Annotated in this window: 25 protein-coding genes and 1 pseudogene; 11 read left to right on the top strand and 15 right to left on the bottom strand. The window is 54.6% G+C overall.

Annotated elements, in window-relative coordinates; all coding sequences use genetic code 11:
• Positions 1-340 precede the first annotated feature (340 nt).
• A complete protein-coding gene (locus tag J1781_RS04330) occupies positions 341-598 on the bottom strand; it encodes a hypothetical protein (RefSeq protein ID WP_217220045.1) in 258 nt (85 codons plus the stop codon).
• Positions 599-796: 198 nt separating this feature from the next.
• Here J1781_RS04330 and J1781_RS04335 point away from each other — a divergent pair, with 198 nt between their 5' ends.
• Both J1781_RS04335 and J1781_RS04340 read left to right on the top strand, forming a co-directional pair.
• Positions 797-1,456, top strand: a complete 660-nt coding sequence (locus tag J1781_RS04335; protein WP_129951914.1) for a TetR/AcrR family transcriptional regulator — start codon at positions 797-799, stop codon at positions 1,454-1,456.
• Between the two features lie 17 nt (positions 1,457-1,473).
• The gene (locus J1781_RS04340) at positions 1,474-2,340 is read left to right on the top strand and encodes an oxygenase MpaB family protein (RefSeq protein WP_129951913.1); all 867 of its coding nucleotides are present in this window, start codon (positions 1,474-1,476) and stop codon (positions 2,338-2,340) included.
• Between the two features lie 3 nt (positions 2,341-2,343).
• Here the strand turns inward: J1781_RS04340 and abgT are convergent, their stop codons facing one another.
• The 3 genes from abgT to J1781_RS04355 all read right to left on the bottom strand — a co-directional run bounded on the left by abgT (position 2,344) and on the right by J1781_RS04355 (position 6,731).
• On the bottom strand, positions 2,344-3,867 hold the full coding sequence (gene abgT / locus J1781_RS04345) for a p-aminobenzoyl-glutamate transporter (RefSeq protein WP_217233251.1): 1,524 nt from the start codon (positions 3,865-3,867) through the stop codon (positions 2,344-2,346).
• 93 nt (positions 3,868-3,960) lie between these two features.
• Complete coding sequence (locus J1781_RS04350; protein WP_129990540.1) at positions 3,961-5,415, bottom strand: M20 family metallopeptidase; 1,455 nt, start codon at positions 5,413-5,415, stop codon at positions 3,961-3,963.
• The gene (locus J1781_RS04355; protein WP_129952146.1) at positions 5,415-6,731 is read right to left on the bottom strand and encodes a M20 family metallo-hydrolase; all 1,317 of its coding nucleotides are present in this window, start codon (positions 6,729-6,731) and stop codon (positions 5,415-5,417) included. The genes J1781_RS04350 and J1781_RS04355 overlap by 1 nt, the downstream gene beginning before the upstream one ends.
• 202 nt (positions 6,732-6,933) lie before the next feature.
• On the opposite strand from J1781_RS04355, the gene J1781_RS04360 reads away from it, so the two are divergent.
• Together J1781_RS04360 and J1781_RS04365 are read left to right on the top strand one after the other, a co-directional pair.
• Positions 6,934-7,830, top strand: coding sequence for a LysR family transcriptional regulator (locus J1781_RS04360; RefSeq protein ID WP_129951910.1), 897 nt, complete (start codon positions 6,934-6,936; stop codon positions 7,828-7,830).
• Positions 7,831-7,970: 140 nt separating this feature from the next.
• A complete protein-coding gene (locus J1781_RS04365) occupies positions 7,971-9,077 on the top strand; it encodes a suppressor of fused domain protein (RefSeq protein WP_129951909.1) in 1,107 nt (368 codons plus the stop codon).
• 119 nt (positions 9,078-9,196) lie between these two features.
• Here J1781_RS04365 and J1781_RS04370 read toward each other — a convergent pair whose 3' ends face one another.
• On the bottom strand, positions 9,197-10,696 hold the full coding sequence (locus tag J1781_RS04370) for an MFS transporter (protein WP_217233252.1): 1,500 nt from the start codon (positions 10,694-10,696) through the stop codon (positions 9,197-9,199).
• 406 nt (positions 10,697-11,102) lie between these two features.
• Between J1781_RS04370 and osmF the strand changes: the two genes are divergently transcribed.
• The 4 genes from osmF to J1781_RS04390 are packed head-to-tail and all read left to right on the top strand — an operon-like array spanning position 11,103 to position 14,979.
• A complete protein-coding gene (osmF, locus tag J1781_RS04375) occupies positions 11,103-12,041 on the top strand; it encodes a glycine betaine ABC transporter substrate-binding protein OsmF (RefSeq protein WP_129951907.1) in 939 nt (312 codons plus the stop codon).
• Between the two features lie 60 nt (positions 12,042-12,101).
• A complete protein-coding gene (locus J1781_RS04380; RefSeq protein ID WP_129990539.1) occupies positions 12,102-13,271 on the top strand; it encodes an ABC transporter permease in 1,170 nt (389 codons plus the stop codon).
• Positions 13,268-14,212, top strand: coding sequence for an ABC transporter ATP-binding protein (locus J1781_RS04385; protein WP_129951905.1), 945 nt, complete (start codon positions 13,268-13,270; stop codon positions 14,210-14,212). The genes J1781_RS04380 and J1781_RS04385 overlap by 4 nt, the downstream gene beginning before the upstream one ends.
• On the top strand, positions 14,209-14,979 hold the full coding sequence (locus tag J1781_RS04390; RefSeq protein WP_129951904.1) for an ABC transporter permease: 771 nt from the start codon (positions 14,209-14,211) through the stop codon (positions 14,977-14,979). Before J1781_RS04385 ends, J1781_RS04390 begins: the two co-directional genes overlap by 4 nt.
• A 63-nt stretch (positions 14,980-15,042) precedes the next feature.
• On the opposite strand, the pseudogene J1781_RS26405 reads toward J1781_RS04390, so the two are convergent.
• Positions 15,043-15,144 (bottom strand): annotated as a pseudogene (locus tag J1781_RS26405) (hypothetical protein); the annotation flags it as partial.
• A gap of 224 nt (positions 15,145-15,368) precedes the next feature.
• Here J1781_RS26405 and yedA point away from each other — a divergent pair.
• Entirely contained in the window at positions 15,369-16,286 is a 918-nt protein-coding gene (gene yedA / locus J1781_RS04400; protein ID WP_217233253.1) for a drug/metabolite exporter YedA, read from the top strand.
• A gap of 39 nt (positions 16,287-16,325) precedes the next feature.
• Here the strand turns inward: yedA and J1781_RS04405 are convergent, their stop codons facing one another.
• The 9 genes from J1781_RS04405 to J1781_RS04445 are packed head-to-tail and all read right to left on the bottom strand — an operon-like array spanning position 16,326 to position 23,236.
• Positions 16,326-16,862 (bottom strand): DUF3833 domain-containing protein, encoded by a 537-nt coding sequence (locus J1781_RS04405; RefSeq protein ID WP_129951902.1) that lies wholly within the window; start codon positions 16,860-16,862, stop codon positions 16,326-16,328.
• Positions 16,863-16,882: 20 nt separating this feature from the next.
• The gene (locus J1781_RS04410) at positions 16,883-17,410 is read right to left on the bottom strand and encodes a hypothetical protein (RefSeq protein ID WP_129951901.1); all 528 of its coding nucleotides are present in this window, start codon (positions 17,408-17,410) and stop codon (positions 16,883-16,885) included.
• Positions 17,407-17,910, bottom strand: coding sequence for a DUF2878 domain-containing protein (locus J1781_RS04415; RefSeq protein ID WP_129951900.1), 504 nt, complete (start codon positions 17,908-17,910; stop codon positions 17,407-17,409). Before J1781_RS04415 ends, J1781_RS04410 begins: the two co-directional genes overlap by 4 nt.
• Positions 17,907-19,139 (bottom strand): SAM-dependent methyltransferase, encoded by a 1,233-nt coding sequence (locus tag J1781_RS04420; protein ID WP_129951899.1) that lies wholly within the window; start codon positions 19,137-19,139, stop codon positions 17,907-17,909. The genes J1781_RS04415 and J1781_RS04420 overlap by 4 nt, the downstream gene beginning before the upstream one ends.
• Before the next feature lie 2 nt (positions 19,140-19,141).
• Entirely contained in the window at positions 19,142-19,858 is a 717-nt protein-coding gene (locus tag J1781_RS04425) for a DUF1365 domain-containing protein (protein WP_129951898.1), read from the bottom strand.
• A complete protein-coding gene (locus J1781_RS04430; protein WP_217233254.1) occupies positions 19,855-21,213 on the bottom strand; it encodes an NAD(P)/FAD-dependent oxidoreductase in 1,359 nt (452 codons plus the stop codon). The genes J1781_RS04425 and J1781_RS04430 overlap by 4 nt, the downstream gene beginning before the upstream one ends.
• A gap of 1 nt (position 21,214) precedes the next feature.
• Positions 21,215-21,931, bottom strand: coding sequence for an SDR family NAD(P)-dependent oxidoreductase (locus J1781_RS04435; protein WP_129951896.1), 717 nt, complete (start codon positions 21,929-21,931; stop codon positions 21,215-21,217).
• Positions 21,931-22,383: a nuclear transport factor 2 family protein gene (locus tag J1781_RS04440; RefSeq protein WP_129951895.1), complete on the bottom strand. Its 453-nt coding sequence runs from the start codon at positions 22,381-22,383 to the stop codon at positions 21,931-21,933. Before J1781_RS04440 ends, J1781_RS04435 begins: the two co-directional genes overlap by 1 nt.
• Positions 22,376-23,236, bottom strand: coding sequence for a MerR family transcriptional regulator (locus J1781_RS04445; protein ID WP_217220030.1), 861 nt, complete (start codon positions 23,234-23,236; stop codon positions 22,376-22,378). Before J1781_RS04445 ends, J1781_RS04440 begins: the two co-directional genes overlap by 8 nt.
• A 180-nt stretch (positions 23,237-23,416) precedes the next feature.
• Here J1781_RS04445 and J1781_RS04450 point away from each other — a divergent pair, with 180 nt between their 5' ends.
• Together J1781_RS04450 and J1781_RS04455 are read left to right on the top strand one after the other, a co-directional pair.
• Positions 23,417-23,986 (top strand): helix-turn-helix domain-containing protein, encoded by a 570-nt coding sequence (locus tag J1781_RS04450; protein WP_217233255.1) that lies wholly within the window; start codon positions 23,417-23,419, stop codon positions 23,984-23,986.
• Between the two features lie 25 nt (positions 23,987-24,011).
• On the top strand, positions 24,012-24,548 hold the full coding sequence (locus J1781_RS04455; protein WP_217233256.1) for a GNAT family N-acetyltransferase: 537 nt from the start codon (positions 24,012-24,014) through the stop codon (positions 24,546-24,548).
• Positions 24,549-24,625: the final 77 nt, after the last annotated feature.

Consider the following 24,625-nt stretch of genomic DNA (forward strand, 5'->3'; position numbering starts at 1 on the left):
TATTAGTTAACGTTCGATAAGTAAATGATAGGGAGTGTTGGGAGTTTGTGCAAGATGTTTTTTTAATGATCGTTAACTAATCGTGCTGTGATGAATATCACATTAAATGCCTGCATTGTTTTTATTTTGTTAATTTATTGTTTTTAAAATGATTGATGCGAAGGATGGGAAATCCTTTATGCATAATTTTGCTGAATGAATCTTTAATGATCGCTAAGTTAATGGTTGGTTCTGACCGGATAGGGTGATAAAACAGGGGCGGCTGATAAAAAGATAAGGCGACATTAGCCGCCTTATCATTATTCCTGCCCTGACTCTTTGTCGTCAGGCACCGCGTTCGTTAGTAGTAAATAGAAGCGGGCCGATGGCTTGGGATCGAGGGTGCAGGTGGCTGAGTAGGAGAAGTAGGAATACGGCCCTGTTCGATGTTTTTATTCGTACAGGTTCCCGGGTTACAGAAGTTACTGTCACCGGTCACATTGACCATCCTCACTTCCTGACTCTGTAAAGGCATCATGATAACCTGCTGTGCGGCAACATTGGCAACCGGCACAGCGGTTAATGCCAGAACTGCAAGAAGGATTTTGAAGTTACTCATGATGTTACGTCCTGGATAGTATGCTTAAAAAGCGTTTTTAGCTGCGCAGTTTTGCGGGTTTGAGCGATTTTCTTATCGCTCGATAATTAAATAATAAACTCCGCTGGACTTGTGCGCAACTATTTTTAATAATGATCGTTAAGTTATTTCTATAAAAATTTAATAACCATAATCACAATGGTGATGGAAGGAGGGTGTATGAGCACTGAACAGACGGCTTTGGTCCGGAAAAGTCGCGGGCGCCCAAAACAGTTCGATCGTGGAACTGCTCTGAGCAAGGCCCTGAATTTATTCTGGCGCCATGGTTACGAGGCCACTTCATTAGCCGATTTGGTCGAAGCAACCGGTGCAAAAGCGCCAACTTTGTATGCTGAATTTGGTAACAAAGAAGGGCTTTTCCGCGCAGCCGTTGAACATTATCTGAAAAACTTTTACGAAAAGAGCTCGTGTTTACTGAGCAGAACAGATTTGTCCGTTGAGGATACGGTCGGGCGCTATTTGCGTGCCATCGTTGAACTGTTTACCGATTGTGACACGCCAAGTGGCTGCTTTATGATCAGCGCATCATCCGGCATGTCTTCGTCATCGGCGGATATTGCCGAAATGCTGCGTGCGCGCCATCTTTCGCAGGAACGCACTCTGTTTGAATATTTCGAGAAGAAAAAACACAGTGGTGATCTGACAGCAGCAAGCGACAGCGCCCTGCTGGCGAAATACCTGGCCTGCACCATTCAGGGCTTCTCTGTACAGGCCCGTGATGGCGCGAGTGCGGATGAACTGAACCGCCTGATTGATGTGGTTATGAACCTGTGGCCGGAACTGACCAAAGCGACGGCAGTCAGTCAGGCCGAACATTAACCACTGAGTTAAGATAATTGTTGAGAAAGAGAATAGAACGTCAGGTACTGAGTATTTCGGGCCTGGCGTTAGGCGGCATAGACTTTGAGGATCCGCCGGGTGACCCGGGGCTGTTTGGCCCTGAAAGCATCACCTGGCGAATTCACGGAGATTTCTCGTCCATGCTTTGCGGCGGCGTCAGTGCCTTGCTGCTGCAGATGCTTCATCCGCTGGCGCTTGCCGGTGTCTGGGATCATTCCTCATTTCGTGAAGATATGCTTGGGCGGCTTCGTCGCACCAGTCAGTTTATCTCGGGTACGACTTTTGCGCCTCTGGATGATGCCAATGCATTAATCGAAAAAGTAAAATCCATTCATTTGCGGGTCACGGGTACTGATGCTTACGGCACGCCTTATGCGGCCAGCGATCCGGAATTACTGGTCTGGGTGCACGTGGCTGAAGCGTACAGCTTTCTGCAATCACATTTGCGGTATCGCAACCCTTCGCTCAGTCTGGCCGGGCAGAACCTTTATTATCGGGAGTTTTCCCGTGTGGCGAAAAGCCTGGGTGCGGCAGATGTGCCGCAGAGTGTCGATGCGGTAGAACATTATCTGCAGGCGATGCGTCCGCAATTACGCTGCGATGAACGCACGCTTGAAGTGGTGAAATTATTGCAGAATGCACCGGCTCCGAGCCGTCTGGCGAAACCGGTGGGCAGCCTGATGATCCAGGCTGGCATTGAGTTATTGCCCGAATGGGCGGCGACGCAACTGGGGATTTCCCTTTCCCCGCCAAAGCGCCGAAGGATTCGTTTCGCCACCCGCCGTATTGCCGGTGTACTGCGCTGGGCGGTGAGAAACGGCTCATGGCACCGGGCCATGCGCCGTATGGGACGTCTGACCTGACCGTTAAAGATGCGGATAAACGCCCGGACCAATGGGCAGACCCAGCAAATACCACCCCACCAGCATCAGCAGCCACACGACGAAAAACACAACCGGATACGGCAGCACCAGTGAATAATAGGTACCCAGTTTCGCCTCTTTGTTGTACCGCTGGAGAAACCCGAGGAACAGCGGTACAAACGGTGACATGGGCGCGAGCGGGATCACCGACGAATCCGCAACGCGGAATACGATTTGCGCAAACGCCGGATGAAAACCGAGCAGCATAAACATCGGCACGAAAATCGGTGCGAGAATCGACCAGATTGCTGAGCCGCTGGCGATAAACATACACAGCAACGCCGACAGGAAAATCAGGCCGAGGAACGCCGGGATACCGGTCATGCCTAAGTTTTCCAGCACATCGGTCAGCCCGATCGCCATAAATTTCCCCATATTGCTCCAGTTGAAAAATGCCACAAACTGGGAGAGCGGGAACACCATCACGATAAAACCTGCCATGGATTTCATCGGATCCACCAGCAAATCCGGCACATCACTGGCACTGCGGATCTGTTTTGTTACCATGCCGTAAGGCACAGAAATCACGAAGAAGAACAAAATAATCAGCGGTACGATGCCCTGAATAAACGGCGAAGGGATGATACCGCCGGTTTTAGGACCGCGCAGCGGTGCGGCTTCCGGCATCACCAGCAATGCCACCAGTGCGATAAACACCAATGCTGCAATACCGCTCGCCATCAGGCCGCGATTCTGTTCCGGTGTCAGTTTTTTCATCTCTTCGTTACGCTCGCCGTGATACACCGGCAGGCGCGGTTCAACGAATTTATCGGTGAGAATGGCACCCACAATTGTCAGCACAATGACGGAGGCAGCCATAAAGTACCAGTTATCGATGACGCTCACCTGAACCGCCGGATTAATCGCCTTCGCGGCCTCGGTACTGAGCCCCGACAGCAACACATCGGTAGTCACAATCAGCAGATTAGCCGTGAAACCGCAGCCGACGCCGGCGATAGCCGCCAGTAAACCGGCCACCGGATGACGCCCGACCGCGAGGAAAATTAACGCGCCCAGCGGCGGCATCACCACCAGTGCGGCATCAGACGAAATATGGCTGAAGAAGGCGATAAAAATCACCATATAACTGGCGTAACGGGCATTGACTTTGGACGCCATTTTGTACATCAGGCTTTGCAGCAGCCCGACGCGCTCCGCCAGTCCGGCACCAATAACCAGCGCCAGAATCGAGCCGAGCGGGGTAAATCCGCTGAAGTTTTTAATGACGTTCGGCAAAATCCACTGAATGCCTGTCACACTCAGCAGGTTTTTTACGTGGATGACATCACCGTTAGTCGGGTTCACCGCCGTAATATTCAGCCATGAAATTACCGCACTGGCGACCATCAGCACGGCGATCAGATAAACAAATAACAAAAACGGGTTGGGAATTTTATTCCCGACACGTTCCACCCAATGAAGAAATCCTCCCGGACTCCGGCCGGAATCTTGCGCCTGAATACTCATCTGTTAACCCTCTGTCATGTTTGTCTTTTTTATATTTATGCCGCGTATTTGCGCCGGAACGGGGCGCGAATACGCGGTGTACTCATTCGGGATTTATTTCAACGGCGACGGTTTCACGCCAGCCGGGATCGGGCACTGATAGGGACGTCGTGCACGTTGTGCATCACGCTCTTTCTGACAGGCCGCCAGTAAATCCGGCCGGGAGAACAGGTCTATCGCAGTTGATGACATGACTTTTGCCGCCAGACACATGCCTTTATGGGCAATGGATGTTCGCCCCTGTGACACGATTTGCCAGGTGTGCAGCGGCGATCCCACAGCAAAACACGGGCTGAAGCATTGCGCCGTCGGCACCAGCCAGCTGACATCGCCGACATCCGTTGAGCCGTAGAGGATATTGTCGTTCGGGGCATACGGGGCAACGCGGTCAGTCAGCGGGGAATGGCGCAGGGTGTCGGCGAATTCCACGCCTTCCGCGCCGCTGGTGCGGGAGATATTCAGCAAATTGTTATCGATATCCTGTTCGCTCAGCGTGGCATGAATTGACGCCGCAAACGCCCGCTCTCCGGCGGTGTAATGCGGTGTGCCAAACGCCTGCACGTACTGATACATCGCGCTTTCCAGTGTGCGGTTGGGCACGTAGTTGGAACAGGCTTTATCAAAGCGCATCGACATCTGCGTGCCGGTCATCAGCGCTGCGCCTTTGGCGATATCCACTACGCGGTCAAAAATTGCCTGCGCCTGATCCATTTGCGGTGCGCGCACCAGATACAACACTTCGGCATCGGCCTGCACCACGTTTGGCGAAATTCCCCCCGCGTTGGTGATGGCGTAATGCAGGCGTGCTTCCTGAATAATGTGCTCGCGCAGGAAATTCGAACCGGTGTTCATCAGCGTCAGGGCATCCAGCGCGCTGCGGCCAAGGTGTGGCGCGGCAGCGGCGTGTGAGGACACGCCTTTAAAGCTGAACGACGCCTGAATATTGGCCAGCGTCTGATTGCTGAACATGCCGCTGTAGGTTTCCGGATGCCAGGTCAGTGCGGCATCGACATCATCAAACAGCCCTTCGCGGGCCATAAACGTTTTACCGGAGCCGCCTTCTTCGCCCGGACAACCGTAAAAACGTACCGTACCCGGAATTTTTTCACGTTCCATCCAGGCTTTCACTGCCAGCACACCACCGAGTGCCGCCGTGCCGAGCAGGTTATGACCACAGCCGTGGCCGTTACCGTTTTCCACCTGTGGCTGCGCCACATCGCAACCGGCTTTCTGGCTTAAACCGGCCAGTGCGTCGAATTCGCCAAGCAGGGCGATCACGGGTTTGCCCTGGCCGGAACTGGCGATGAATGCGGTTTCCATGCCGCCGGCACCGCGTTCCACGCTAAAGCCGCTGGCTTCCAGTTTGTCGGCCAGCAATGCTGAGGAGAACGATTCCGCGAAACGGGTCTCCGGATGGTCCCAGATTGCATCACTGATTTCTGCCAGGGCAGGTTGCTGGTTATCAATAAAGTCGTTGATAAAATTGACGATATTTTGTTGTGTCGCCATTAAATATCCCCTTTGAATTCAGCGATATTCAGTGCCAGGGCCGCCAGCGTTTTGATGCCCTGAGATATCACTTTCTCATCGAAATCAAACAGCTCATTGTGATGACCAGCGCTCAGATCCGTGCCAAAAATGACATAAGAGGCTTCACCGCCACGGGCTTTGACGCGCTCCATCATGTAAGTGGCATCTTCTGAACCGGCAGCCCCTTCCTGATGGTCAATAATCTGTTCGAACTCGCCGAGTTTTTCTGCCTGACGGTGAATGTAATTTACCCAGGCAGGCGTTGGTGTGCTGCTTTGCGCCGCACCCATCAGTTTGATGTCGAATTTCACCTGATGCATTTCGGCTGCGCCGGAGATAACTTTCAGCGCCTGCTGATAAATAAAATCATTTACTTCATTGGTGGAACCGCGTGTCTCGACTTTCATCATGGCGGTGGACGGCACCACATTGCGCCCGGTGCCCGCCTGCAACACGCCGACATTCACCCGCGAGCTGCCGCCGCTGTGGCGTGGGATAGCATGCAACCCCAGCGTGGCCTGTGCCGCCGCCAGCAGGGCGTTGCGCCCGTCTTCCGGTTTGCCGCCTGCATGCGAAGCCACGCCGGTAAAGTGCACATCGAGCTTGGTTGTCGCCATGAAAGTATCGTTACCGCACACAATGTGATTAGCCGGTACGCCGGTGCCGATATGTACAGCGGTAAAATATTGCACATCGTCCACCACCCCCGCCTCAACCATGGATTTTGCGCCGCGCGTGCCTTCTTCGGCAGGCTGGAAAATCAGCTTGATGGTGCCGCATAACTGATCGCGCACCTGCATCAGCACTTCTGCCAGCCCGAGGCCAATGGTAGTGTGGCCATCGTGACCGCAGGCGTGCATCATGCCGTTATTGGCCGAAGCAAATCCTTCCCGGAACGGGCGGTGTGCCTCGTCCAGGACTTCGCATAAATCCAGCGCGTCCATATCCACACGAAAACCCATCACCGGGCCGGGACGACCGGTTTCCAGCGTCGCGACAATACCGGTGAAACCGCCGGAGAAATGTGGCATCCAGCGGGCAATCGCCCCTTGTTCCAGAGCACGCCGCTCTTGTTCGGCCAGCACAGCGGCGGAAGGCAGCCCCATACGCGAATCCGCGTCAATGACTTCTTTGCCCAGTTGCAGTGAATAACCCAGTTTCTCCAGCCGATCGGCCACCAGCGTGGAGGTACGAAATTCCAGCCAGCCGGATTCGGCGTATTTATGCAGGTCACGGCGTTGCTTTTGCAGGGAAGGAAACAGCTTTTCTACACGTTCAGAAATCTCATTAACCATCACGGACTCTCTTGTTGACACAGACATGCAGGCTTTCCGCGCAGCGGCAGAAAGGAGGAAATCAAAGCGTTGGGAAGTGCAGACCCGCACGCAGAAAGCGGCGAAAGGCGGCCTTATAAGATTTTTAATGTACATAAAGCGTTCAGGGCATATAAGATGCCAAAATCTTTTTAGTGATAATCAGTGGTTATCAAAGAGTCTCATGCCATCACAAATAAAAATGCATCAGTTGCGGGCGTTTGTTGCGGTCGCGCGTCAGGGCAGCATTCGTGCCGCCAGCCGGGTGCTGAATCTTTCGCAGCCCGCGCTGACTAAATCGATTAAAGAGCTGGAAGAAAATCTGGGGACGAAATTATTTGTCCGCCGCCGTCAGGGTGTGACGCTAACTGATTGTGGTGACGCGTTTTTTAAACACGCCAGCCTGATTCTGGAAGAGCTGAGGGTGGCGCAGGAAGACATCACGCAGCGTCTCGGCGGCACCAGCGGCAGGGTAAATATCGGCGTGGGTGCCAGTATTGCCCGCACCATCATGCCGGAAGTGATTGAGCGTTTTCACCGCGAATTTCCCGATGTGAAGGTACGGATAGCCGAGGGACAACTGGTGTCGATGATCCCGGAGCTGCGACAGGGCGAGCTGGATTTTACCGTGAATACCTATTATCACGGCCCTTTTGATAACGAACTGTTATATGAAAAACTTATGGATAAAGAGTATCGGGTGGTCGCAAGACGCGGCCATCCGATGCAGAACGCCCGCTCGATGCAGGCGCTTTTACATTGCGACTGGACGATGCCGACGCCACGCGGAAGTTATTATAAATTGCTCAGCGAAATGTTCAGCGAAATGGATACCGAACCCAATATCAGCGTGATTTGTGAAACCTTTATGTCGTGCACCAGCCTGATCGCCAAAACCGATTTTCTCAGCATATTGTCCGTTGATGCGATTAATGATCCGGTGATCGGTCAGAGCCTGATCGCGCTGGATCTCGATCTGTCACTGCCGAAAGCCACGTTCTATCTTATTCAGCGACGTGATACCACACTCACACCGATGGCCGCGCACCTGGCGCATCTGTTTCGGATGTATTGCCGCTGATGTCGGTATTTTGACAATAAAGCACCTGTTTTAATGATTTATCGGGCTTTTTTGGGAATATTGCCCGTTATCGGGCTGGCTTATCCGCTTTACACTGACCCTCACAGGAAATAATAAACTTCCTATATTGTTGAGGTCATATGCGCCAGTCCGACATTGTTGCTGAAGTCAGTAACGACAAACAAACCCTGACCGCGCTGGTCGAGCAGGACAACCGCGTGGTGTATTTCTATATTTTCGCCCGCGAAGATTTGCGTGACCGCTTTCCGAAAATGCGCGCCTGCTGGGTTCGCAATCTGGTGCCCGCACCGGCGAACGATGATACCGACGCGATGGAGCAGGGGATTGCCCCGATGCTGGCGGCGCAATATTGCCGCAATCTGGAAGGCGAAGCACCGCTGGATCCGGCCCAAATCCAGATCCTGTGGAATGAAAGCGATGACGGCGCGGCATTGTGGTATCAGGGATTGTTGCTGGCAGTGATCCCCGGCTGGAGTTTGTATATCGATCATTCGGTGTGTTATTCCGCCGGTTGCATTAAACAGAATCCGCTGACCTTCCCGCTGGGTTCAGCCTCGACCAATACGCAATGTGAGCTGGCGGAAAAAACCCGTCTGTTCTGGCGCGACTGGCAAAATGAATTCAGCAATCCGTGGCCGAAAATCCAGCGCAAGCTGCTGGAATCCTACGAAGCCCGCTTTGGCCCTTCACTGAAATATTATCTGATTAACCAGGGGCACTGGCCACCGATGGCGATTTCCCAGCATGAAGATGAAGAAAATTATTACTTCTTCACGGTTGGCATGAGTATCCGTCCGATGCCGCAAGTCGATATTATTTTCAATGATGAGGCTGAAAAACACCGCCGTATTGAGCTGGCTTTTTCGGTCGGCAAAGAATATGTGACAGAAGAAAATGCCGTGCAGATGGCCAGTGCCTTATCCGGTTATGCGCAGATCCCCTGGACGACGCTCAGCTGGCTGGGTGAAGGTCACACCCTGATGTCACCGATGGCACCGCTCGGTTTTGAAGGACACGTCATTTCCTCGGCGTTATGCGGTCCGGCAGACAAAATGCGCCTGCCGGAAATTTATGGTGATCCGGTGAATCAGTTTTGGGTCAGCCCGGTGTTCACCAGTGAACTGGCGTTTGCACAGGCCAAACCGAATGGCGGTTTTGAGCTGGTGTCCGCGATGATCGAAAACGATATCGGGTATGTGTTTGCGCCGAGAAGCGCGGTGGTTTGATGACACTCTCTCAGTTTTCTAACCGAGAGGAGTAAGAATACCGATCTGCGCCCTCCCCCTTCGCAGGGGGAGAAGCAAGAAAATCCTTTCCTTCGCGGGGGGAGGAACAAGGCAAAAACCTAAACTGGTTTAACTTCCTGCTGAAAATCCTCAGCATCCACATCATATCCCGACGGTTCCCAGCGTACCGCTGTCAGCACGATTAAGCCCGCCAGTGGCGCTAACGCGATCACCCAGAACACGCCGGTGCCGAGTGCTGCGGAAAGTACCGGGAACAGGAACAGCGAGACCGTCGAGCTGCCGCGCATCAGCGTCTGGTTGAAGCCGACACCCATGCCGCGCAGTGATGTCGGGTAGCTCAGTGACGCAAAGGTCATGGTGTGCGATCCCGGGCCGAAGCCCTGACCGAACAGGAACAGTGCCAGCATGGCGATGGAAATTGCTGCTTCACCGCCATCTGCCGGGCGACCGACCAGTGCCAGGCCGATCATCGCGACCAACTGACAGGCGTAACCGGCATAGGTCATTTTCCATGCACCAAATTTCGAGACATACCGCACCGCAATCAGGCCGCCGACGAAGGCGAAGCAGAGGTTCAGGCCGAGCGAGAACAGGATAGTGCTGATCATCGATTGTTGCAGGAAGCTGGATAAGATAACCGGTAGCCCGAAAGCCACCGCATTATAGGCAAAGGATGAAGCCACTGCCGTCACGGTCGCCAGCACAGTGCGGCGCAGATAAATACCCTGCAACAGCGTACCGTAGTTACGCCATGCGGCTTTGCGCACTTTCACCTGCGGTGTTTTGTCCGCATCTTCAGCCACGACTGCGTGAATGTTGTAAGACTTACGCAGGATTGCCGCAGCGCTTTGCAGGTCACCCTGATTGGCAGCCCAGACCGGCGATTCATTCATATAGCGGTGACGGATAGCGATAATCAGAATCGCAGGCACCGCGCCGAAACCGAGGATCAGACGCCACAACCAGTCGGTGTGCGTCGCGGGCAGCACCGCGTAAAGCAGCAGCACCAGCAGATAGGAGACGCTGATCGCCGCGTACCACGTCGGACACCACATTGCCACGCGCGAGGCTTTATTGCCGCGGCCCTGCAGTTTTGAAAACTCCGCCAGAAATGCCATCGCCACCGGTAAATCGATGCCGACCCCGAGACCCATCACAAAGCGTGATCCGCCGAGAACCCACTCATTGGGTGCAAAGGCACAGGCCAGAGCGGCAATGACGAAGAAGAACATATCGGCCATAAAGACGCGGTAACGGCCAATTTTGTCGGTCAGATAGCCGCCGAAGAGTGCGCCCACAATCGCCCCGAAAGTAATCGCCGAGGCCACAAAGCCTGCGCCGGAAGGTGTCAGGCCGAACTGGCGGGTGATATCTTTCATCCCGAAGGCCAGCGCACCGAGGTCGTAAGCGTCGAGGAAAACGCCGCCCAGTGCGATAGCAATCACGATGCGCGCGTCGCTGATTTTCGCTGCGCCGCGGTTCACTAACTGAGTAATATCGGCAGCGGAACGAATCACCACCGGCTGGTCAGTCGCCGTGTCGGCTGCGCTGTAATCCCCTGAAGAGGCGGTCTGTGAGGCCGCAATTAAGTCAGACATTGTTGTGTTTACGCTTTTTGACAAAAAAGCCAGCATAGAGGCGAGGTGATACCGGTCACAAGTCCTGATTAAGCATTGCATGAAAACAAATGGCTATAACTTAAAACCCAATGATCTAAGCGTATGTCAGCCAGTATAAAATCGTGCTGGTCACGTTACCGCCACCGGTCAGACCCGCCGGCACGTCGCCTCAGCGATTTCACGGATAAGCTTCGTACATTTCGGCATTTTACCCGGCTATCACCGCCTGCTTTTATAGATCACCATCCATTCCCCTGCGCAAAATTGGACTATTCTTGTTAGCAGCTTGTTTTCACGAACGAAAGTTTTCACCGATGAAAGCAGATTGAATGACGGAGCAGTCGCCGGGCGACAAAACCAACATAACCCGATAAGAGGATAGAACATGACTGTAACAACTGGGCGAGTACGGGGATTTTCAGTGGCAGCACTGGCGCTGGTATCTGCATTAAGTTTCAGCGCACAGGCCGCTGATGATGCCGTGCGTGTCGGTTCAAAAATTGATACCGAAGGTTCGCTGCTCGGTAACATAATTATCCAGGTGCTGGAAGCGAACGGCATCCACACCACCAACAAATTGCAACTGGGAACGACGAAAGTGGTGCGCGGCGCTATCACCGCCGGTGAAATCGATATCTATCCTGAATACACCGGTAACGGCGCGTTCTTCTTCTCTGATGATAAAGACCCCGCGTGGAAAAATGCGCAGGCTGGTTTCGATAAGGTTAAAAAGCTGGATTACGATCAAAACAAAATTGTCTGGCTGAGCCCGTCTCCGGCCAATAACACCTGGACTATCGCTGTGCGTCAGGATGTGGCGAGTGCGCACAACCTGAAATCTCTCGGTGATTTAGGCAAATACATCAGCAGCGGCGGCGATTTTAAACTGGCGGCCTCGGCAGAATTTATTGAGCGTCCGGATGCCTTACCGGCCTTTGAAAATGCCTACGGTTTCAAACTCAGTCAGGCACAGTTGCTCTCCCTGGCGGGTGGCGATACGGCGGTGACCATCAAAGCGGCGGCGGAACAAACCTCCGGTGTGAATGCGGCGATGGCCTATGGTACGGATGGCCCGGTGGCGGCACTTGGCCTGCAAACGCTGGAAGATCCAAAAGGTGTGCAACCGATTTACGCACCAGCGCCTGTCATCCGCGAGGCGGCGCTGAAAGCGCATCCGAATATTCCTGATTTGCTCAAACCCGTTTTTGCCTCCCTTGATACTAAAACGTTGCAGGGCCTGAACGCGAAAATCGCCGTTGACGGACAGGATGCGAAAAAAGTGGCTGCGAAGTATTTGCAGGAAAAAGGTTTCGTTAAAAAATAACCGGGCAGTGACGCCCTGAGCACGATCTTCGGATCGTGCTCTTTGATATCAGGTAATGCTTTGACTTATCACTCACCCGTCAAAAACCGCGTCCTGCTGACGTTGGTTTTGCTGCTGTTGCTGGCCGGTTTCGGCCTGGCTTTCGTCAGCCATGCACCTAACCGGCTGGTGTCCGGTAAAGGCATTTCGCTGGCGAGCCTGTTGCAGGGCTATTCTGCGTTACTTCTGCTGCCTGCCGCGTTGCTGCTGATTTGTGCCTTTCTCACACTGTATGGCCGTCATCATTTACTGGTGATGATGCTGGCAGAAATTCTGCTGACCGCCCTGGTCTGGCTGGCAGGGCACAGCGCATTACAACTGTCTGGCGGCAATGAAGACAGTATCGCACGCACTTCGCTGGGCGGCGGTTTCTGGGCCGGCGCAGCGCTTTGTCTGCTGATCGCGTCCGATGCTATTTCCCGTTTTACCCGTAATCACAGCCTGCGCATTTTGCTCAATGTGCAGATGATTGTGCCCGTGATTTTGCTGCTGGCGTACGGCCAGCTTGCTGAGCTTTCGTTGCTCAAAGAATACGATAACCGCTCCGATGTGTTTAACGACGCACTGTGGCAGCATCTGGGCATTTTGACTGGCACGCTGGTGCCTGCTGTGTTGATTGGATTGCCGGTCGGTTTGCTCTGTCACCGCCAGCCCCGCTGGCGCGGGCCGGTATTGTCGGTACTGAACATTATTCAGACCGTGCCATCGATTGCACTGTTTGGTTTGCTGCTCGCGCCGCTGGCGGGGCTGGCAAAAGCGCTGCCGTGGCTGGCGGAGCACGGTATCAGCGGTATCGGGCTGGCACCGGCGATTATCGCGCTGGTGCTGTATTCGTTGTTGCCGCTGGTACGTGGTGTGATTGCCGGTCTTGAGTCAGTGCCGGAAGCGGTGACTGAATCCGCGCGCGGCATGGGCATGAACCGCGCACAGGTCTTTCTTCGTGTGCAGATGCCGATCGCCTTGCCGGTGATCCTGACCGGTATCCGCATTGTGGCAGTGCAAACCGTGGGTATGGCAATGGTTGCGGCGCTGATCGGCGCGGGCGGACTGGGTGCCATCATGTTCCAGGGGTTGCTCAGCAGCGCACTGGATCTGGTATTACTCGGGGTGATCCCGGCGGTACTGATGGCCGTGGTCGTCGACAGCATATTTAAATTCGCAGTTTCAATTCTGGAAACCACACGCAGATGATCCATTTCAAGCAGGTTAGCAAACACTTTGCCGGAAAAGCGGTCGTGCGCGATCTCACGCTGGAAATGGCCAAAGGCGAATTCACCGTGCTGATCGGCACCTCCGGTTCCGGGAAATCCACCACACTCAAAATGATCAACCGGCTGGTGGAGCATGATCGCGGGGAGATTTTGTTTGCCGGAGAACCGATAGAAAAATTCCGGGCGCAGGATTTACGCCGCCGGATGGGGTACGCCATCCAGTCCATCGGGCTGTTTCCGCACTGGACGGTGGAAGAAAACATCGCCACTGTGCCGCAGTTGCTGAAATGGCCGAAAGCGAAAATCCGTGACCGTGTGACCGAACTGCTCGAACTGCTCAGTCTTGACCCGAAACAGTTCCGTCAGCGGTATCCGCACCAGCTTTCCGGCGGCCAGCAGCAGCGCGTTGGTGTGGCGCGGGCGCTGGCGTCTGACCCGGAAGTGTTGCTGATGGATGAACCCTTCGGCGCGCTCGATCCGGTGACCCGTGCTACGTTGCAGGAAGAAGTGGCTCGTATCCATAAAATCACTCACCGCACCATCGTGCTGGTGACACACGATATCGATGAAGCGCTGGCGCTGGGTGACCGCATCGTACTGCTCAATGACGGGCAGGTGGTGCAGCAGGGCACGCCGCTGGAACTGCTGACGCAACCGGCGACGTCATTTGTGCGCGATTTCTTCGGTGGCAGCGACATGGGGATCCGTTTGTTGTCGCTGTGCGAAGTTGGCTCACTGACGCGACGCGGCGAGCCGTATTCCGGCAGCCAGCCTCCGCTGACCGAAAATATGAACCTGAGTCAGGCGCTGTCAGCCTTTGTCGCACAGCAGGTTCAGCAATTGCCGGTGGTTGATGAGCAGGGGCAGCCGCTGGGCGTGCTGCATTTTGCAGATCTGACGGCACCCAGGAGCGGCGCATGAAACAGACAGTAGTGCGGATTATCACCGATCCTTTACTCTGGCTTTTCGCGCTGTTACTGGCGCTGATTTTCGGCATGACGTCGCTCGGCGGCCTGTTCCACTGGATGTTCCCGGCACTCAGCAGGCCGGTGTATCAGCAGGAAAGTTTCGCCGCGCTGGTACAGGCGCATCTGTTACTGGTGGGGATTTCCAGTCTGATCGCGGTGGTGATTGGCGTGGCGGCGGGCGTCGGTGTGACGCGTCCGGCAGGCAAAGAATTCCGCTCTCTGGTGGAAACGCTGGTGGCCATGGGGCAGACCTTTCCGCCGGTTGCGGTGCTGGCCGTGGCGGTGCCGGTGATGGGGTTTAGCGAAAAACCGGCGATTATTGCGCTGGTGCTTTACGGGTTGTTGCCGGTTTTACAGGGGACGATTGCCGGTATTGAATCGGTCCCGGCGTCGGCGCGCGAGATTGCGCAGGGCGTGGGGATGAGCCGCTGGCAGATGCTGCGAAAAGTGGAAATTCCGCTGGCGGCACCGGTGATTATTTCAGGGATCCGCACGTCCGTGATTATCAATATCGGGACGGCGGCAATAGCCTCGTCGGTCGGTACCTTGAGCCTCGGCTCGCCGATTATCATCGGCCTGAGCGGTTTTAATACCGCTTATGTATTGCAGGGCGCGGTGATTGTCGCACTGCTGGCGATTTGTGTGGATATGCTATTTGAACGCTGGAGCCAATGGTTACAACGCTGGCAGCAACGGTCAGTGGGCAAATCAGTTCGCTGATGCCGGCGCTGGTGCAGGCACTACTGAAGGGGCGTCGCTGTCGCTGACCGGTTTAGCGTCGTCCTGAATCACCACCGCATAACCGGCAACCATCACGCCACCAATTGCGCCGATTGCCATCAGACCAAACAGCGCGATAAATAATTTTTTGCCAAGCGAGTTCATGTAAGTACCTCAGGATTTTGAACGGGGAATTATAAATCGTTTCCTCACCCCTGCAACAGACTATTCATGCTGTGATTACTTTTAGGGGGGATGCCATCGCATTTTTCGTCATATACAGAAACTTTTTAACAACATTTTGACGCGATCGCACAGATTTCCTTGCCGTTATTCGCGCCAATAGCGTTAACTGTCTGCCTTCGTTATCACGCTAATAAGTTATTCCTATGACTGGTTCTGCTACCCGTTCTCTGCTGCCACTGATCGCTGCACTTTTTGCACTGTATTTTATCTGGGGTTCTACCTATTTCGTCATCCGCGTGGGCGTAGAAAGCTGGCCACCGCTGATGATGGCCGGGCTGCGTTTCTTCCTCGCCGGGTGCATTCTTTTTAGCTTTCTGTTGTTACGCGGGCATAAAGTGCCGGCGCTTAAACAGTGGATGGCCGCCGGTGCGGTGGGAGTTTTGCTGCTCTCTGTCGGTAACGGGCTGGTGACGGTGGCTGAACATATGCAGGTGCCGTCAGGCATTGCTGCGGTAATGGTCGCGACCGTGCCGCTGTTTACATTGTGCTTCAGTCGTCTGTGGGGTATGCCCAACAGCCGCCTCGAGTGGACCGGTGTCGCGATAGGCCTGTTCGGGATCGTGCTGCTCAATACCGGCAGCAATCTGGTAGGCAACCCGTGGGGTGCGGCGCTGATCCTGCTTGCCTCGTTAAGCTGGGCATTCGGTTCGGTGTGGAGTTCGCGTCTGCCGTTACCAAAAGGCTTAATGGCCGGTGCCGCAGAAATGATTATTGCAGGCGTGGTGCTGCTGGTAGCCAGCCGGTTCAGCGGTGAGCATCTGACGGCAGTCCCCGGAATGAGCGGTTTTCTGGCGCTCGGTTATCTGGTGGTGTTTGGCTCGATGATTGCCATCAGCGCCTATATGTTTTTGCTGAAAACCGTCCGACCTGCCGTGGCCACCAGTTATGCCTATGTGAACCCGATTGTGGCTGTTCTGCTGGGCATTGGCTTCGGCGGTGAATCCCTCTCACCGGTCGAATGGGTGGCGTTAGGTGTTATTCTCTGCGCGGTATTGCTGGTGACGCTGGGAAAATTCGTGTTCGGGCGCAGGAAGACTGAGATTAAAGGAGTGAAGGTTTAATTCTCCCCTTCGCAGGGGAGGGAGCCGATCGAGCTTACCTCACTGCTTCTCAAAGAAGATTGTCACCCGCGCGACTTCTACGCCGAATTTTTTCAGCGCGGTGACGTTAAACAGATGCTGCTGATCCTGCTGGTAAATCCAGTCATCGAACGTCAGACGATAGGTGCTGCCGCCTGATTTCACATCCATCACATATTTCCAGTTAAAGGCATTGCCGGCGGATTGGCCGGTGGCGGTGCCGATAATGTCGCCTGCCGTACCGGTATAACTGCCGTCCGCCAGTTTGCGGATACGCCAGATGCGGGTCTGTTTCTCACCATCGTCATACACAAAATTTTCATGCAACGTCAGCGTATCACCCGCCACGTCACCGTGGATTCTCGCCGTGAAACGCCGGGTTTGTTTGTTACTGTGATCCTGCACCATGCCGTAGGCGATGCTGTCACCGGCGAACCAGGTGAAAATATCCAGTTTCGGTTGCGCCTGTGCGTAATCCTGAATATTGGCTTTGCAGCCGGTGAGTAACAGCATACCGCCGACGACCAGCGTGACAAAAATCTTGCGCAGAACAGTCATAAAACCTCCATAAGATGCCATTAATCGGGCGCGGATGCGCCGGTCAGCTTACTGCGTAAATCAGGATACTGCGTGGCAGGCGAGAGCCAGATTGCCAGAAAGGCATCGCGGAATGCCGGGCTGAAAGGCCGTCCCACCGGCGTACTCAGCACGCTGTTGGCGGGCTGGCTGTAAAACTGGCCGCCTTTTTCAGTCGCGACAAACACGATTTCACTGCCGTTACTGACATCCGGCCAGGTGTTTTGCACCGCGTCCGGCCAGCCATTTTTTTGTGCCTCTGCCAGTATGCCCAGAGCCTGCCATTGTTCTTCGGTGGCTTTGGTCAGTTCCTGATGATCAATGCTGCGCAGATATTCAATCACCAGCGCCTGCGGCCATTTTCCGGTCTGATATTTACCGTCAGGTGTCAGCAGTTGCGAATGATAAACCTCAAAAGGCCCCCAGCTCAGGGTGGCGCGTCCGACCTGTTGCCATGCCCCCCATGGTGTGGCAGCCAGGGCAGAGAAAGACATCATCAGCGAAAGTGCTGCCAGCAATAGGCGTGTCATCGGGTTTTCCGTCCTGTGTTATGGCTGAGCAGTACCGGCAGGCTGATCAGCGGTAAGAATATCGCCCAGCCTGTTGCCAGCAGCAGCCAGACATAAACGGGTGTGGCGAGAAGTTGCATGGCACCGAGTTGCATTCCCAGGTAATAGGCCAGCGGGCCACTGACCGCGCCGAGAGGTATCAGCCAGTACCACGTCAGCCGTAAATTGCTGAGTAACCACAGCCACCAGGCGCTGAAGCCCAGCCATAACGCCATCATCCACGGTGGGACGGCGGAAGACCCCGTAAATTCAAACAGCCCCAAAATGCACCACAGCGAATCCATTATGATGCCCAGCGTGCAGGCAACGGCGACCCATAACCGGCGTTTTGCTGGCGTAAACGCCAGCATCAGAAAACTGCTTAACAGCAGGAAGAGGATAAAGCGCCCGCGCCCCCACACGGCCAATGTCCACCAGACGTCAAAGCCCAGTGTCAGCAGCCAGAAGCGCAAAGATTTCATCCGCGTCGCTCGGCAACAAGCTGAACGGTGCTGATGGTGCGTGCACGGAAACCTGCCTCGCAGTAGCACAGATAGAACAGCCACAGGCGGCGGAAATATTCGTCCTGCACTCCGTCTGTCTGCGTGCTCCAGTAGCGCTGAACCCGTTCCCGCCATTCATGAAGCGTACGGGCGTAATCGGAACCGATATCGAACAGATCACGCACCACCAGACTGGTGCAGCGGGTCATCGCGTCATTCATGGCAGTAATGGAAGGCAAAAAGCCACCGGGGAAAACATAACGCTGAATAAAATCGACATTACGGCTGTAGGCGGCATAACGCTGGTCTGCAATAGTAATTGCCTGAATGGCCATCCGCCCGTGAGGTTTGAGCAGCGCGTTACAGCGTTTGAAAAAGGTGGAAAGATACTGCTTGCCGACCGCTTCGATCATCTCTATCGACACCAGTTTGTCGAACTGACCCCGCAATGAACGATAATCTTCAAACAGCACCGTCACGCGGTCACTCAGCCCGGCCTGTTCGATCCGTTCACAGGCAAAGCGATATTGTTCGCGGGAAATGGTGGTCGTGGTCACCTGACAGCCGTATTCCCGCGCGGCAAATTCGGCCATGGCGCCCCAGCCGGTGCCGATCTCCAATAAATGATCGCCCGCTTTCAATTGCAGCTGTTCACATAAACGGCGCATCTTGGCTTCCTGCGCCTGTTCCAGGGTCATCTGCGGTTCCTGATACCAGGCCGATGAATAAAGCATCTTCTCATCAAGAAAACCCTGGTAAAAATCGTTGCCCAGGTCGTAATGGGCTGAAATATTTTTACGCGCCTGTGACAGACTGTTACGGCGGAAAAAATGAACGATTTTTTTGGCTGGCGTACTCAGCCAGCTGAGGCGTGCTTCGAGTTTGTCGACCAGCCTGAGGTTCTCGGCCAGCAGTTGCAGAACAACGGTCAGATTGGGCGTTGTCCAGTCGCCATCAATAAAGCTTTCACCGGCGGCGACGCTGCCACCCAGCAGTACGCGACGGTAGGCACGCAGGTGCCGGATGTCGATTTCACCCTGTAATACCGCAGTCGGATCGCCAAATAATATTGCCTCCTCGCCGGGTTCCCGCAGGGTCAGGCCGGCACCCTTAAGCTGCTTTAGTACACCAAGAATCAATGCGCGTGCCGCCTTGCTGCGCCTGTTATTCGCCCTGTCACGGGCGAGCTGCATTTCAGGTTGACTCATGGTCAGTCCTTATCAACGGGAGGATGAGAATAAACGGGGGCCCGTTTCAGCCACAGTTTCAGCGCCTGCCAGTAAATGGTCAGTGCGGTTTTTGCGGTCATAAGAGGCAGTCGCCACAATTGCTGACGCAACGCCGTGCGGGTCAGCGGACGGGCTGTCAGTGAAAGGGTTGCATCGAATTCCCGTGTCTGGCGGTGATTTTCGATAGTGATATGCAACTGCTTTCCCGGCGGTGTCAGCCGCCAGTGATAGACCATGTCCATCGGATTAAAAGGCGACACATGAAAGGCTTTCGGCACCGGTTGCGAACCGTCAGGGAGGACGGCATAGGTGTGGCGCTCGTTCCAGGGTGTATTACGCACCTCGGCCAGCATCCAGCGCAAAACACCCTGCTGATCATAGAGATAGTAAAAGTTCACCGGATTAAAATAGCAGCCGAAATAGCATAACTGACACAACAACATCACCCGTCCGTCCGGGCGTTCGCCGGTCAGTGCTTCAATTCGCGCCTGCGCTTTGGTTTTGATATCACCGCCGCCGAGATAATCTTTGCGGCGAAAACTGGCGGCGGAAAAACGTTCGAGCTGAATACCTTTTGCAGGTAACTGATCCAGTTCATCCAGGTCAATCAGCGGCATGAAAATATCGTAGTCGAAACGGTGTTCAACCGGCGTAAACCGGCGATGGCGCACCGTGCCGACATACAACTGGCTGTTCATGACGCTTCCTGTTTTTCATGCTCATTGTGTAACCGGCCACTGAAAAGTTGCAGGTTGAGTTTCTCCGCTACGTCACGCGCGCTGTTAACGCCGTCTTCATGAAAGCCGTTGTACCAGTAGGCCCCGCAGAACCAGGTGCGGTTGTGACCATTGATCCGGTAGCGTTCCTGCTGCGCGTGATGACTGGCGAGATTGAGAACAGGATGCATGTAGGTGGTGCGGAACAGAACCTTGTTTTCATCAATCGGTGTCAGCGGGTTGAGTGACACACAAAAAGTCTGCGGTGCGTTCAGTCCCTGCAAAATATTCATGTTATAGGTCACGCTGGCACGGCGATGGTGTGCTGCATTACTGTCGCGCATATCTGCGCGGTCCGTCAGATGCAGTGAATTGGGCAACTGATAATTCCAGCTCGCCCAGGCGCGTTTTTCCCGTGGCAGGAGATGTGTATCGGTATGCAAAATGACGTCATTGCTCTGATAAGGCAGGGCGCTGAGAATGCTCTGCTCATCTGCGCTGGCGTTATCACCCAGAATCGCCAGTGCCTGATCGGAGTGACAGGCAAAAACAATCTGATCAAAATGCGCCTCGCCGTACGGCGAGTGCAGCGTCACGCCGGCAGGCGTGCGTATGACGTTACTGACCGGCGCATGCGTGAGCAGCCTGACGTTGGCCGGAAGTTTTTCCTGCATCCGGCGGATATATTCCCGCGACCCGCCGGGTACCACCATCCACTGCGGGCGGTTGCTGACGTCCAGCAGCCCGTGATTATCGAAAAAGCGCAGGAACATCGACAGCGGGAATTCCGCCATATCGCTCAGCGAAGAAGACCAGATGGCCGCCCCCATCGGCAGCACATAATGCAGGGCGAAAAACGGCGTGAAACCGTTTTGATCAAGCAAATCAGCCAGCGTATCTTCGTCATTGTGCGGGTTCAGCAGGCGTACTTTGCACAGTTTGTTAAACCGCAGGATCTCAAGGATAAACCGCCAGAATTGCGGCCTGAACAGATTGCGGCGCTGGGCAAACAGGCTGTTCAGCGAGTGGCCGTTGTATTCAAGTTTGTTAACCGGATTGCGTACGGAAAAACTCATTTCCGTCGGCTGGCCTTCAATGCCCAGTTCTTTGAGCAGGGCAATAAAATGCGGGTACGTCCGCGAGTTATAGACGATAAAACCGGTGTCGATGGCGTATTCTTTTCCGTCGGAAATCACATCCCGCGTGGCAGTATGTCCGCCTAACGTTTCCGCGGCTTCAAAGACGGTAATCTCGCAGTCTGGCTGACTTTTTGCCAGCAACCACGCACAGCTCAGCCCTGAGATCCCACTGCCCACAATCGCGACTTTTGTTGTCATTTTATTTCACCATTTTCCGGCATAACCTTTGTTGCAGACTAACGGGCAGCAACGAAGCTACCTTGAGTAAACGAACAAAAAGCGGGGGGAAAGCAATTTCATTGTCACCGCGCGCCAGTTTTTTACGGATATGCTTTGAGGCTTGCGTGACGCTTACCATCATCGGCATCGGGAAATCATTGCGCGATGTCAGCGGCGTTTCGACAAACCCCGGCTGGATCAGGGAAATATGAATCTGACGTTTCGCCAGATCAACCGCCAGAGAACGGGCAAAAAAGGCCAGCGCGGCTTTGGATGCTCCATAAGCTTCACTGCGTGCAAATGGCAGCAACCAGGCGACGGAACCCACCAGTGCCACCCGACTGCCGGGTGCTAAGCCGGGCAGCAGGGCATCAAGGCAATTGACCGGACCGGTAAAATTGGTGTTCATCACCCGCATGACTTTTTCGGCATCGACGACGCCATTGTCGAGATATTCGCAGGTGCCGGCGCAAAGAATCGCTAAATCGACCTGCCGGCCCTGCAGGGCCTCACGGGTTGCGTGTAAATCAGTGATATCAAAACGTAGCGGGATGATGAGCGGGCTGGCTGCGGCGACCGCCATCAGCTTTTCCTCATCGCGCCCACAGGCAATGACTTCCCAGCCTCCGGCGGCATAATCCTGCGCCAGTTGTTTTCCGATACCTGAACTGGCACCGGTAATCAGCACGCGGCGCATTATTTCAACCTGGCTTTGACAGCGCGTACGGCACTGCCGAGCACCGGAACGTGTTCATACAACATTGCACCGAGATCGTAATAATCGCGCTGATAGATAATGCGGTTTTCATTCATACGCAGATGGCTTGCGCCGTTAAGGAACATCTCCTGACCCTTTTTCAGTGCCGGATGCGAAAATCCCATCTGCCAGAACAGTGAGGCTTCATCGCCCTGAACCAGCGGAGGCTGGATCTCAAAACGGCAGTAATTCACTTTTTTAAGCAGTTGCGCAAAATAGTGTTCCAGCGCATCAACGCCTTCGTAATGCGATACCGGATCGATAAACACTACCTGCGGATGATAAATGCGTGAAAGCTGCGGCAGGCGGCTGGTGTCGAGATAGCTGTAAAACTCGCACAGCTGCGCAAGAACATCGGCGGATAGGGTGGTCTCAGGAAAATGTTTAATCATTATTTTTTCCTTGCTGAGGGACTGGCACGATATGAAGACCGGCATGACGGTCATCCTCATGCAGGTGCTCGCCGGACTCATCTTCCACTGCGTCTGTTTCTTCTGCCCCCAGCAACACGGCGGTACTGCCCAGCAGGACTATCGACAAACCCTGTTCCACCCAGTTCAACAACCGCTGGCGCTGAACCTGTGTCAGACGGCCTTCAGACCACAACAGAATTTGTGAACCGCTCAGGTTTTCCAGGTAAGGTTCGCTGAGCTGAACCGGCAATATCTCGATCTGCAATCCTGCTTCGCAACGCACAATGGCTTCGAGCCACAACTCGGTGCTGTCCACCTGACCCCAGCCGACCAGGGTGGCCAGCGGGCCGGGACGTTTACGCGCCGCGTTCATGCTCATCACCGAATGTTCAATGATCAGGCCATCGAGCTGGCTGCGTAACATCAGCAGTCGTGAATCGCCGGAACTCAGACGCGCACGAAGCGGACGAAGCACATTATTCACGAATGCCGCCGCCGGATATTCACGGCCACACTCCATTATCAGCTGACGAACTTTCTGCGGGCGGCCGTCCTGTAAGGCGGTGAGCAACTGATGTTCTGACTGTGACCAGCCGCCGGGTAGCGCATCCACTTTGCCTTCCAGCAGCGATTTCACCTGTCCGACCGGAATGCCGCGATTGATCCACCCCAGGATGGTGCGGATGGTATCCAGATCATCATCATTAAACAGACGATGACCGCCTTCCGTGCGTTGCGGCTTCAGCAGGCCGTAACGCCGCTGCCAGGCACGCAGCGTGACCGGGTTGATACCACAAATTCGAGCGACTTCGCCGATGCTATACAGAGACATAATTCAATCCAAAATATTCATACCACTTATAAGCTAACTCTAGCGCCAGATTTCAAACTTGTACAACTTTATTATTTTTGTACAACTTGTCTCATTCTTTTGGGTTACAGGTTTTTAACTTGCAATATTCTCACATCAGAGATATTTTCCCTTTATTGAGATTTTACGGCAGGACAACAAATGGACGCAGGGCAGGAGAGTCATGACCGCCGGCTGGCGGAACGGCTGACAGCATTGCGCGTCAGTCAGGGCTGGTCACTCGAACAACTGGCGCAGCTGACCGGCATCAGCCGCGCAACGCTTTCACGCGTAGAACGGGCAGAAACCAGCCCGACCGCCTCGTTACTTGGCAAACTGAGTGCAGCTTACGGGCTGACGATGTCCCGTTTGCTGATGGCGCTGGAAGATAATCCGCCGGAGCTTATCCGCGCCTCACAACAACCGGTCTGGCATGACCGGCAAACCGGCTTCGAGCGTCGTTCCGTCTCCGCGCCGGCACCGGGATTTCGCGCCGAACTCATTACCGGCGTGCTGAAAGCGGGCGCGACTATCTCGTATGATTCGCCGCCGGTAGAGGGCCTCGAACAGCACATCTGGCTGCTGGAAGGCGTACTGGAATTCACGCTCGATAGCCGTAGCTACCTGCTGGAAGCGGGCGACTGCCTGCGTTTTCATCTCCACGGCGCGTCTTCTTTTCACGTTCCCGGCCCGGCTGATGCACGTTACGCCATTGTTATTTCACGTCCTTAATGTCTGATGAGAAAGGTTGGTTCCGATGCAACATAATCATGAAGTGGTGATCAGTGAAGTGCAGGGGGATGTATTGCCGGTGGACGATCTGGATGCGCTGGCCGAAACCCTGATGCAGTCCGTGGCGCGGGGTGCCAGCATCGGTTTTATTCTGCCGTTCGGTTTTGTGCAGGCGCAGGCGTTCTGGCAAAAGTTATTACCGGCTTTTGCGCGGGGAGAAAAACGTCTGCTGGTGGCGCGTCTGGCGGGCAAAATCATCGGCACGGTGCAGCTGGTGGTTGATCAGCCCGCCAACGGCGCGCACCGTGGTGACGTGGTTAAACTGATGGTTCATCCTGATGGCCGCCGCAAAGGTGTTGCGCGCCAACTGATGACAACGGTTGAAGCGCTGGCGCGTGAGGAGGGTAAAACGCTGCTGGTGCTGGATACGGTGACGGGCAGCCCGGCGCAAACGCTGTATGAAAATCTGGGCTTTACCCTGAGCGGAACGATCCCGCACTATGCGATGTCGACGGCGGGGATGCTGGAATCGACCAGTGTGATGTATAAAGTGCTGATGTGAAATGTTTTAAAGTCAAAACCGTGGGCGTCGGCTCACACCGACTTGGGGGGCGGCCTATCGCCGCCGCCCCCCAAGAC

The sequence above is a fragment of the Rahnella perminowiae genome (assembly GCF_019049695.1).
Lineage (GTDB): Bacteria > Pseudomonadota > Gammaproteobacteria > Enterobacterales > Enterobacteriaceae > Rahnella > Rahnella perminowiae.

Bases quoted from the DNA above. Each gene is read 5' to 3' on its own strand.
- J1781_RS04330 (WP_217220045.1), bottom strand. From the start codon at position 598: ATGAGTAACTTCAAAATCCTTCTTGCAGTTCTGGCATTAACCGCTGTG.
- J1781_RS04335 (WP_129951914.1), top strand. From the start codon at position 797: ATGAGCACTGAACAGACGGCTTTGGTCCGGAAAAGTCGCGGGCGCCCA.
- abgT (WP_217233251.1), bottom strand. From the start codon at position 3,867: ATGAGTATTCAGGCGCAAGATTCCGGCCGGAGTCCGGGAGGATTTCTT.
- J1781_RS04350 (WP_129990540.1), bottom strand. From the start codon at position 5,415: ATGGCGACACAACAAAATATCGTCAATTTTATCAACGACTTTATTGAT.
- J1781_RS04355 (WP_129952146.1), bottom strand. From the start codon at position 6,731: ATGGTTAATGAGATTTCTGAACGTGTAGAAAAGCTGTTTCCTTCCCTG.
- J1781_RS04360 (WP_129951910.1), top strand. From the start codon at position 6,934: ATGCCATCACAAATAAAAATGCATCAGTTGCGGGCGTTTGTTGCGGTC.
- J1781_RS04365 (WP_129951909.1), top strand. From the start codon at position 7,971: ATGCGCCAGTCCGACATTGTTGCTGAAGTCAGTAACGACAAACAAACC.
- J1781_RS04370 (WP_217233252.1), bottom strand. From the start codon at position 10,696: ATGTCTGACTTAATTGCGGCCTCACAGACCGCCTCTTCAGGGGATTAC.
- osmF (WP_129951907.1), top strand. From the start codon at position 11,103: ATGACTGTAACAACTGGGCGAGTACGGGGATTTTCAGTGGCAGCACTG.
- J1781_RS04385 (WP_129951905.1), top strand. From the start codon at position 13,268: ATGATCCATTTCAAGCAGGTTAGCAAACACTTTGCCGGAAAAGCGGTC.
- J1781_RS04390 (WP_129951904.1), top strand. From the start codon at position 14,209: ATGAAACAGACAGTAGTGCGGATTATCACCGATCCTTTACTCTGGCTT.
- yedA (WP_217233253.1), top strand. From the start codon at position 15,369: ATGACTGGTTCTGCTACCCGTTCTCTGCTGCCACTGATCGCTGCACTT.
- J1781_RS04405 (WP_129951902.1), bottom strand. From the start codon at position 16,862: ATGACTGTTCTGCGCAAGATTTTTGTCACGCTGGTCGTCGGCGGTATG.
- J1781_RS04410 (WP_129951901.1), bottom strand. From the start codon at position 17,410: ATGACACGCCTATTGCTGGCAGCACTTTCGCTGATGATGTCTTTCTCT.
- J1781_RS04415 (WP_129951900.1), bottom strand. From the start codon at position 17,910: ATGAAATCTTTGCGCTTCTGGCTGCTGACACTGGGCTTTGACGTCTGG.
- J1781_RS04420 (WP_129951899.1), bottom strand. From the start codon at position 19,139: ATGAGTCAACCTGAAATGCAGCTCGCCCGTGACAGGGCGAATAACAGG.
- J1781_RS04425 (WP_129951898.1), bottom strand. From the start codon at position 19,858: ATGAACAGCCAGTTGTATGTCGGCACGGTGCGCCATCGCCGGTTTACG.
- J1781_RS04430 (WP_217233254.1), bottom strand. From the start codon at position 21,213: ATGACAACAAAAGTCGCGATTGTGGGCAGTGGGATCTCAGGGCTGAGC.
- J1781_RS04435 (WP_129951896.1), bottom strand. From the start codon at position 21,931: ATGCGCCGCGTGCTGATTACCGGTGCCAGTTCAGGTATCGGAAAACAA.
- J1781_RS04440 (WP_129951895.1), bottom strand. From the start codon at position 22,383: ATGATTAAACATTTTCCTGAGACCACCCTATCCGCCGATGTTCTTGCG.
- J1781_RS04445 (WP_217220030.1), bottom strand. From the start codon at position 23,236: ATGTCTCTGTATAGCATCGGCGAAGTCGCTCGAATTTGTGGTATCAAC.
- J1781_RS04450 (WP_217233255.1), top strand. From the start codon at position 23,417: ATGGACGCAGGGCAGGAGAGTCATGACCGCCGGCTGGCGGAACGGCTG.
- J1781_RS04455 (WP_217233256.1), top strand. From the start codon at position 24,012: ATGCAACATAATCATGAAGTGGTGATCAGTGAAGTGCAGGGGGATGTA.